The organism is Candidatus Neomarinimicrobiota bacterium, from assembly GCA_022560655.1.
Classification (GTDB): domain Bacteria; phylum Fidelibacterota; class Marinisomatia; order SCGC-AAA003-L08; family TS1B11; genus JADFSS01.
In genome coordinates this window covers 1-8,733 of the sequence record JADFSS010000081.1, presented here as the reverse complement: position 1 = coordinate 8,733, position 8,733 = coordinate 1, and the positions used below count along the sequence as shown (strand labels likewise).

The 8,733-nt window shown below is 58.0% G+C and carries 6 protein-coding genes; 2 read left to right on the top strand and 4 right to left on the bottom strand.

Going from position 1 to position 8,733, the window contains the following annotated elements; translation table 11 throughout:
• The coding region (locus tag IH971_09915) for an efflux RND transporter permease subunit (GenBank protein MCH7498152.1) at positions 1-930 on the top strand (930 nt) is incomplete at its 5' end.
• 68 nt (positions 931-998) lie between these two features.
• Complete coding sequence (locus IH971_09910) at positions 999-1,190, top strand: hypothetical protein (GenBank protein ID MCH7498151.1); 192 nt, start codon at positions 999-1,001, stop codon at positions 1,188-1,190.
• Between the two features lie 504 nt (positions 1,191-1,694).
• Here the strand turns inward: IH971_09910 and IH971_09905 are convergent.
• From IH971_09905 to IH971_09890, 4 genes are all read right to left on the bottom strand, one after another.
• Entirely contained in the window at positions 1,695-5,108 is a 3,414-nt protein-coding gene (locus tag IH971_09905) for an efflux RND transporter permease subunit (GenBank protein ID MCH7498150.1), read from the bottom strand.
• On the bottom strand, positions 5,108-6,202 hold the full coding sequence (locus tag IH971_09900; protein MCH7498149.1) for an efflux RND transporter periplasmic adaptor subunit: 1,095 nt from the start codon (positions 6,200-6,202) through the stop codon (positions 5,108-5,110). Before IH971_09900 ends, IH971_09905 begins: the two co-directional genes overlap by 1 nt.
• Positions 6,203-6,291: 89 nt before the next feature.
• On the bottom strand, positions 6,292-7,791 hold the full coding sequence (locus IH971_09895; GenBank protein ID MCH7498148.1) for a TolC family protein: 1,500 nt from the start codon (positions 7,789-7,791) through the stop codon (positions 6,292-6,294).
• A 115-nt stretch (positions 7,792-7,906) separates the two neighbouring features.
• Positions 7,907-8,557 carry a TetR/AcrR family transcriptional regulator gene (locus tag IH971_09890; GenBank protein ID MCH7498147.1) on the bottom strand — a complete coding sequence of 217 codons (651 nt, stop codon included), beginning with the start codon at positions 8,555-8,557 and terminating at the stop codon, positions 7,907-7,909.
• Between the last annotated feature and the right edge of the window lie 176 nt (positions 8,558-8,733).

Here is an 8,733-nt window from a genome sequence, read left to right as displayed (position 1 = left end):
GACGTGCAGGATGTGATTCAATCAGCTGTGGGCGGCATGAACGTGAGCTATACGGTAGAGGGGCTTGCGCGCTATCCCATTAATGTCCGCTACGGCCGGGAGCTGCGTGACAGCATTGAGAAGCTCCGCCGCGTACTGGTTGCCACCCCCAGCGGGGCACAAATCCCCATTGGCCAGGTGGCGGAAATCAAGGTGCGGAAGGGTGCTTCCGTGATCAAGAGCGAGAACGCCCGAAAAACAGCCTGGGTCCATGTAGATATCACCGGGATCGACGTAGGCACCTACGTGCGGCAGGCCCGCAAGGCCGTGGCCGCGGAACTACGGGTGCCCGAAGGGTACTCGCTGGTGTGGAGCGGCCAATACGAATATATGCAGCGGGCGAGCCGGCGGCTTAAGGTGGTGGTACCCATAACGCTGCTGATTATATTCCTGCTCCTGTACCTGAACTTCAGGAACCTCCCTGAGAGCCTCATCGTCATGCTATCCCTCCCCTTTGCGCTGGTGGGCGGGCTCTGGTTCATCTATTTGCTGGGCTACAATTTGAGCGTCGCCGTGGGCGTCGGGTTTATCGCGCTGGCCGGCGTGGCCGCGGAAACGGGCGTGATCATGCTGATCTTCCTGGACCAGGCCTATGAGGCTCGCAAGGAGCGGGGCGAGATGAAATCGCTGCCCGAGCTGTACGCTGCCGTCATGGAGGGCGCCGTAGACCGGGTGCGCCCCAAGATGATGACAGTCACAGCCATCATGGCGGGTCTGCTGCCCATCTTGTGGGGCCACGGCACGGGCTCCCAGGTGATGAAACGTATCGCCGCCCCCATGGTAGGCGGTATGGTCACCTCCACGCTGCTGACGCTGCTGGTAATCCCGACGATCTACTATCTCTGGCGATCTGTTTCCGTGGGCAAATTGGAAAGGAGCAATGATGATTGAGTTGGACCGCTGCCATGACGGACGCGAGATGACCCGGCGGCGGCGGTTAAGAATCACATGGAGGAAGAATGGTAAAAGACATCAATGAATTCAGCGCATTAAGGCTGTTCCGGTTTGTAGCCTATGTCACGGCCGGAATCGCGCTATACCTGGCGGGTAGGGAGCTAAATAGTGCCAATCTTCAACTTGCCGCCATGTTCATGAGTATCGGGGGCGCCATCGGAGTTGTCCGGAATCTGATGAGGCTAAGGAGAGACTGAATCAGAACGAAGCCACTTAGACATGCATTGCTTTTCTAATGGGCTCCGGATACGGCCTTGCCTTCCGTAACGGAAGGCGGGAGAGATTAGGACCCTGGGCGGCTAAGGGCAGGACGTGGCCGGCGGGATATCAGGGGGGCCGCTTCAGTCGAGGCCTCGGCATATCCTTGGAAGCGCGAAATGTGTCTCCTAGTCTTAGACCCAAGCAGCTCGCTGGTAGCTACCCTCAGGGTGGCCAACAGCTGCGCAGGAGCTGGCCTTCGCCGGGAGAACGGCCAACTCAAGGGGCCGGTGGCTGAGCTTGCTCTGAAGGACCGCGTACTGAAAAAAGTCTGCGGGGCACGGACTGGGAATCGGACGTTATATGCGGGCGGGCCAACCGGAGAAGATGGAGACCATCCGCCTGTTGGAAGAGTTAAATCTGTCGGCCGGGCGAGCTCCGGAACATGTGGGTATCCACCGATCCACCTTCTACGACGGGTACCTCAGGTACAGCGAGGAAGGCTATGAAGGCGACGACCGCGCCATACCCGGGGCCGCTAGTTCTTGGACTGCCCCCGGCTCCTCATCTCCGCGGATAAAATGCCGCCTGAAAAAGGCCTGCAGCTCATCCAACGTAGAAACCATGACAGGCACTAGCACCAGGGTCAGAAAGGTGGCGAAGGTAAGCCCCGCGATAACGGCAATGGCCATGGGTCCCCACCAGGCCGATTGTTCGCCTCCCCAGTAAAGCTCCGGTTCGAGGCGCGAGTAGAGGCCAAAAAAATCAAAGTTCAGCCCAATGGCCAGCGGGACCAGCCCCAGGACTGTGGTTATGGCGGTAAGGATCACCGGCCGGAAACGAGTAATTCCGCCAGTCACCAGAGATTCCAGCTGGCCCATACCATCGCGCCGGCGAAGGGTGTTCACATAGTCAATCAGCACTATGGCATTGTTCACGACAATGCCGGCGAGGCTGATGACCCCTAGACCGGTCATGATGACACTGAAGGGCATGCGGAGAATCAGCAGCCCGATGAAAACACCGATGGTGGAGAGCAGGACACAACTGAGGATGATGATGGGTTTGAACACGGAATCGAATTGCGATATAAGAATCAAAGCGATCAGTAGGAGGGCCATCAAAAAGGCACCGCCGAGGAACTCCTCGGATTCCTGCTGGTCCTCTTGTTGTCCGGTGTAGCGTAGCTGGTAGCCCGCCGGCAGTGATGCCTCGAAGTCCGCCAGTTGCTGCCGGACCTCCCCGAGCACGGCGTTTTCGTTGTATCCTGGGCGCACATCGGAGGAGACGGTCACCACCCGCTCGAGGTTCTTGCGGTTCACATCGCCGGAGCCTAAGCCTACCCGCCACGTGGCGATGGAGGAAAGGGGGATCTGCTGTCCCTCATCATTTACGACGCTGAGGTCGCTGAGAGTATTCAGATCGTCGCGGTAGGGTTTGGCCAAGCGGACCATAATATCGTACTCGTCTTCCCCGTCCCGGTACTTGGACGCCTCGGTGCCGTTGATGGCGCTGCGGATGGTGTAGCCCACATCCCCCGTGTTGAGGCCATAGAGCGCAGCTTTGACTCTGTCTACCTCGATCACCAGTTCGGGTCGTGCGTCGGCCATGTCGCTCTCCAGCCCGTCCAGTTTGGCAAAGAGGGTGGAGCGCTCCAAGTGAGCGACGACCCGGTCACCCAACCGCTTCAAAACATCAGAGTCCTCCCCTGAGATTTCAATGTTGACAGGCGCACCGGTGGGCGGTCCGAAGCCGGGTTCTTCCACCGAGAACTTGGCTCCTGCAAGGCGATCATCCAGCATGGCCCGCATATCCTCCAGGGATTGGAAGCTGTCATAGGCCCGGTCCTGGATATCCACGAATTGCACCGCGATCGTGGCCATGTGAGTGCCACCCCGCGCGCCAAACCCCCCGGACAGGCTTGATCCTACCGTGCCCACCAGGGACTGATAGTCTGCCTGGCCCGGCAGTCGTTGCAGCTCCTCTTCGATACGCACGGCGATGTGGTTGGTCCGGTCTAGATTGGTGCCCAGGGGGGCTTCGACCTGGACGTAAGCGCTAAAGGGAGGGATGTTTTCAGGGAAGAATTCGACTCCGGCGTTGAACTTGCCGAAGACGACCATGACCAGAATCAGGGCCAGCACAGCATTCGCCAACATGATAATGCGGTGGCCCAGAGCCCAGCGGAGGCCTCGTTCGTAGATCTTCAGGATTGCAGGCATAGAACGCGTCATGAACCAGTGTCCCACCGGATGAAGCAGGTAATGATTCAGCAGATAGAACACACCCGCCGTCCCGGTCAACAATAGGGTGGTGAGCCAGTTGGTGAGCAGTCCCAGCAACAATGCCAGGGCGGCGGCGCCCCACAGAGCCATACGCATGGAGCGGGTCAGTTTTGTCGTTCGGGCCCCTTCCGGCTCCAGCCACAGCGAGCACAGAGTGGGGACGATTACCAGTCCCACGAATAAGGACGAACTGAGGGTGATGATCAAGGTGATGGGCAGAAATTTCATGAACTCTCCCACGATGCCGGGCCAGAAGGCCAGCGGGAGAAAGGCCGCCACCGTGGTGGCGGTGGAGGCGATGATGGGCATGGCCACTTCGCCCGGGGCCAACTTGGCGGCGGTCACTTTGTCGTAGCCCTGTTCCCGAAAGCGGTAGGTATTCTCCACCACAACGATGGCATTATCCACCAGCATGCCCAGCACCAAGATGAGGCTAAAGAGAACCACGAAGTTCATGGTAAACCCGGCCAGTTGGATGATGCTGAACGAAAGCAGCATGGATAGGGGAATGGCCAGTCCCACGAATGCTGCCGTCCGCACGCCCAGGAAAAAGAGCAGCACCGCCACCACCAGGATCAGTCCCGAGATAATGCTATTTTCCAGATTGTTCACCATGTCCTTGACATCTTCAGACTGGTCCGAAGTGATCTTCACCCGCGTGCCCGGCGGGAAATCGGGTTCCGCCTGGAGGATGATCTGCCGGACTAACTCGACCGTCTTGATAATATTTTCACCGCTACGTTTACTCACCGCCAGAGATACAACCGGGGAGCGATCCAGTCGGGCGTAGGAGTCCCGCTCTTTAAAGCCAAAATCAACGGTGGCTAAGTCACGCACGTAAATGGGCCGACCTCGTCGGGTCATCACCACCAGGTCAGCTATGGCCTCCGTAGCGGTGAACTCGCCCGGCACACGCACCAGGTATTTCATTGCCCCCACGTCAATAGCGCCGCCGGGCGTCGTCACGTTTTCATCCCGGATTGCGTTAATGACATCGTCAAAGGAGAGATCGTAATACTTGAGTTTGGTCAGGTCCACATCAACCTGGACCTCGCGCTCCAGCCCACCGGAAAGGGTCACCTCCAGCACGCTGGGAATTTGCTTCAGGTCGTCCTGGAGATTTTCCGCCACCTCACGCAGCCGGACCAGGCTGTAATCGCCGGAGATGTTGACCTGCATGATGGGAAACTCGGCCAGATTGATCTCGAAAATGCGCGGGTCTTCGGCTGCGCTGGGCAGTTTTGACTTGGCTAAATCAACACGCTCGCGCACCTTCTGGAGGGCTTCGTCCATATCCGCGCCGGCTACGAATTCAACGGTGATGCTGGAGTAACCTTCGACCGACACGGAGGAGATTTCGTCAACATCCGTGATGGTGTTGAGTTCTTCTTCCAGGGGCCGGGTGATGAGTGTTTCAATATCGCCGGGGGCGACGCCGGGGTAGATGGTGTTCACGACGAGAATAGGGATGACGATTTCAGGAGCCGATTCCTTGGGAACCGTAATATAGGATCTCAGGCCGAGAAGAATGATGATCCCGGTAAGCACCAGTATGCTGGTGGGGTGGTCAATGGCGAAGGAGGTAAGTCTAAACTCCCGGAAGACTCGTGAACCGTGGTCGGTGTCGGCCATCAATTATCCTGTGGGGCGGTTCCAGGGAGAGGGGCCTTCCCAGCCAGCTCCTCACTGCCCAGGTTGATGATGCGGATGGCGACCCCGTTATCTACCTGGTGGTGGCCCAAAGTAATGAGGAGGTCGCCTACACTTAGCCCCCTCTGCACCACGACCTGATTTCCTTGTGCCGATCCCAGCGTGACCTCCCGACTGGCAGCGAAGTAGTGGCCCTGGTTATTCTCCGCCACGTAGACGATGTAGCCGTCTTCGGTCCGTTCTACCACTTGCCGGGGCAGGATGATCACCTCCGTGAGGTGTTCCCTCACCAGTTGCAGATTGGCCAACATCCGGGGTTTGATTTGGTGCCGGGGATTATCCAGAATGACCTCGATGGGAAAAGTCCGGCTGCCGGCATCCACCGCGCTACCCACATAGCTAATGCGTCCGGCGAACCGGCGGTCGGGCAGTATATCAATGGTGATCCAGGCACTATCGCCCGGCTGTACCGAGAGCGAAAATCGTTCTGGGACCCCGCCGATGATTTTTACTTTATCAGTACTTATGATGCCCACCAGAGGAGCTCCCGCGACGGCCATTTCGCCCACTTCCAGATACTGTTCATCAAATATGCCGCTCAGGGGTGCCCGTACGGTGGTGTTGGCCAGCCGGGTCTCGAGCATGTTGAGTCGGGCGGCGGTAGCATCGGCCCGGGATTTGGCCTCCAGGTAAACCAGCTCGCTGCCGATTTTTTCATTTTGCCACAGCTCCCGTTGTCGCTTGAATTGTTCCTGCGCCACGTTAGCCACTGCCCAGGCCTCCTTAACTTGCGCAGCCAGAATATCGTCTTTCAGTTTGGCGATGGGTTGGTCCTTCCGCACCGGGGCGCCCTTGTCCACAAAGAACTGCTTGATCACGCCACTCTCTTCCCCCGCGACCGTCACGTCATGCAAGGCCTCGACTTCGCCGATAATGCGGATATAATTGGTGAAGTCGGAGGTGGTCACGGGGTCCACCTCTACGTTGACGATCCGGCTGCTAGGGGCGGTTTTCGCCGGCTCGGAGGTACCGGGGTTCCCGGCGGATTCCTCGGCTGGGGAACACGCTGCCATCATCAGGGCCACACCGACGCCCAAGAAAGGCATTAGATAGCGGGGAAAATCGTGGTTCCCCACAATCCAGGGCCTGGTTATGATACTCTGTCTCAACGGTGTACTAGCTCCCTGATCTGAGTTGAGCTGTCATGATACGTGTATTGACCCTCACCCTCTAGCTCGTCCACAGAAACCGGCACGGCCCCAATGGCAGCCTCCAGCCGGGTTCGCACCGTAAGATAGTCAAAGACGGTGCGGGAGTAGTTGAACTCTGATTGCCGCAGGGCTACCTCAGCGTCGGTGATCTGCAGCTGGGACCCTATCCCGGTGCGATAGTGGGCCGTTGCGATCTCGTATCCCCGACCGGCCTGCTCCACTGCCCGGTGGTGACTCTCGGCCCGCAAGCGAGCGTCCGCCAGGTTTGACAGCAGTGTGAGCAGCTGGCTTTCCACCTCTAGCTCCTGCCGCTGCCGCCGAAACTCGCTCCGCCGCACCGTGGCTCGCAGCTGCTGCATGCGCGCATTCCTGGCAAAACCAGTGAACAGGGGAACCTCCACGTTGATGCCGGCGACGGCAAAATCGGTCCGCTGATTTGGGTTTTCGCCGAAGAAATCAAGGGTTCCGTTTTCCTGTGCAGTCAGGTTGTAATTGTAAAAGATCGACAAAGTGGGGAAGTATTCCGCCCGTTGAGCCGACAGCCGGGCTTCTTCCAGAGCGATACTGATGTTTATCTGCCGTAGATCGCTGCGGTCCTGGAGGGCCTGCTCGTACACCTGCTGAAACTGGAGTGGATCACCGTCACTCAGGCCAACGTGCCGCAGTAGGACCCGGTTGCCAGGCGTGTTGCGAGCCGCTACCTGAAGGTCCAGATCGTTGAGACTACCTTCAAGTGTAATGTCCAATTTCGGTGAAAGTCCCAGCTCCACCAGCAGGTTGCGGCGAGCCGTCGCTGCGTCCATGCGCGCCCGGTGGTAGTCCGACTCCAAGTTTGACACCTGCACTTCCAGGCGCAGGACATCGTAGTCACCGACCATACCCGACCGATTCAGAGCCCGGGATTCCTCTAGCGATAGGCGGACTCGTTGCAGACTTTTCTCCGTCAGCTGAACTTCCTCGGTACTGAGGAGTGCCGTGAGATAAGCCTGGCGCACACGAGAGATCACTTGCTGGGTGGTCCCGCGCAACAGTTCCGTCTGCAGCTGTCGCACGCGACTTGCGGCGCCTAACCCGATGAAGGCTCCCATATTGAACAGGGGCTGGCTCAGGGTCACTCCAACGCCCCAGAGGTTGTCCGCACCGATAGTGATAAGTGTATCCCCGAAGAAAAAGCTCTGTTTGATGACGCTCCGTGAATAGGATGCTTTCGTTGAAAGGCGGGGCAGCACGTTGCTCCAGGCTTCCCTGACCTGCCCGTTTGCAATGCGCAGGCTGAGCTGCGCCTCCTGCAAGGCGGGACTGTGTTCCAGGGCCACGGCGATGGCCCGTTTTAGCGTGTAGTGTGTGTCCCGGGGATCGGAAAAATCGCTGCCCTTACCGACCTGCGCCGACCAAAGTAGCAGAATAGCCATCGAAAATGGCGCTGTTTGTCGAACAGTATTGCGTTTGATCATCTCTTCGCCTCAAATCCGGGTGCTTTGAATTTCATCCTTTAAGGTTGCGATATGATCCAGCCGTTGGGCAGGCATGCCCTGAGGCCAATCGGCCGGGCAGCAGGGACAGCTGCGGCTACGACTTCCCCAGGCCGGTGAGCAGTGCTTCTTCCAAAAAAGCCGCCTTGTCCTTCAGCGGCCCACTGGCTCCGTCCTCCATCCAGCAGTGAACCTGGGAATTGACGGCGCCCAGAACCAGATAAGCTGCATTCCGGGAATCCACCCGGCGGAAGGAGCCCGAGGCGATGCCCTCATCGAATATTTGCTCCAGTAGCCCGATAATCTTCCGAAAAATTTCCAAAAATTCATTGCGCGAGGCCTCACTGGAGCGGGACATGAGCCGACGCCGCTCAGTATAAAAAATGTGGAAAAGCGTTTTGTTGGATTCGAAAAAAGAGAGGATGGTCAGGATGGTCGTCCGCAGCTTGCCTACCGGGTCGCGGGGAGCCTCGATCGCCTCCTGGACGGCGTCTACCAGCATCTGAAATCCTCGCTGGAGGATGTTCCGCAGGATGTCGCCCTTGTTCTCAAAGTGGGTGTATAGGGTACCCTTGCCAAACCCGGCGGCCGATGCAATGTCATCCAAGGTGGTCTTTTCAAACCCCTTTTCGGCGAAGAGGGCTGTGGCCGCCTCAAGAATATCGTGCCGGTCTTCAATCCTCCTCCTTTCTTTCCGAGATAGGCCGTCCAATGGCATCACGTCAATAATTTGAGACGCATCAGTCATAATGTGACATCCTGGTCGAAATTCGGACAATGCGTTCAAATACGCAAGTATTAATTTCGGTGGAAGGCAGACATGGAGAATGCCATAGGGCCATCGCTCACCGCGCGGCACAACCGTGATCACAGGCTAAAACGATTGAATGCGCTTTTTAGAAGTGGCTAACAGTACGTCGTCAG

Excerpts from the sequence above, each read along its gene's own strand:
- IH971_09890 (MCH7498147.1), bottom strand. The coding sequence starts at position 8,557 with ATGACTGATGCGTCTCAAATTATTGACGTGATGCCATTGGACGGCCTA.
- IH971_09900 (MCH7498149.1), bottom strand. The coding sequence starts at position 6,202 with ATGATGGCAGCGTGTTCCCCAGCCGAGGAATCCGCCGGGAACCCCGGT.
- IH971_09910 (MCH7498151.1), top strand. The coding sequence starts at position 999 with ATGGTAAAAGACATCAATGAATTCAGCGCATTAAGGCTGTTCCGGTTT.
- IH971_09895 (MCH7498148.1), bottom strand. The coding sequence starts at position 7,791 with ATGATCAAACGCAATACTGTTCGACAAACAGCGCCATTTTCGATGGCT.
- IH971_09905 (MCH7498150.1), bottom strand. The coding sequence starts at position 5,108 with ATGGCCGACACCGACCACGGTTCACGAGTCTTCCGGGAGTTTAGACTT.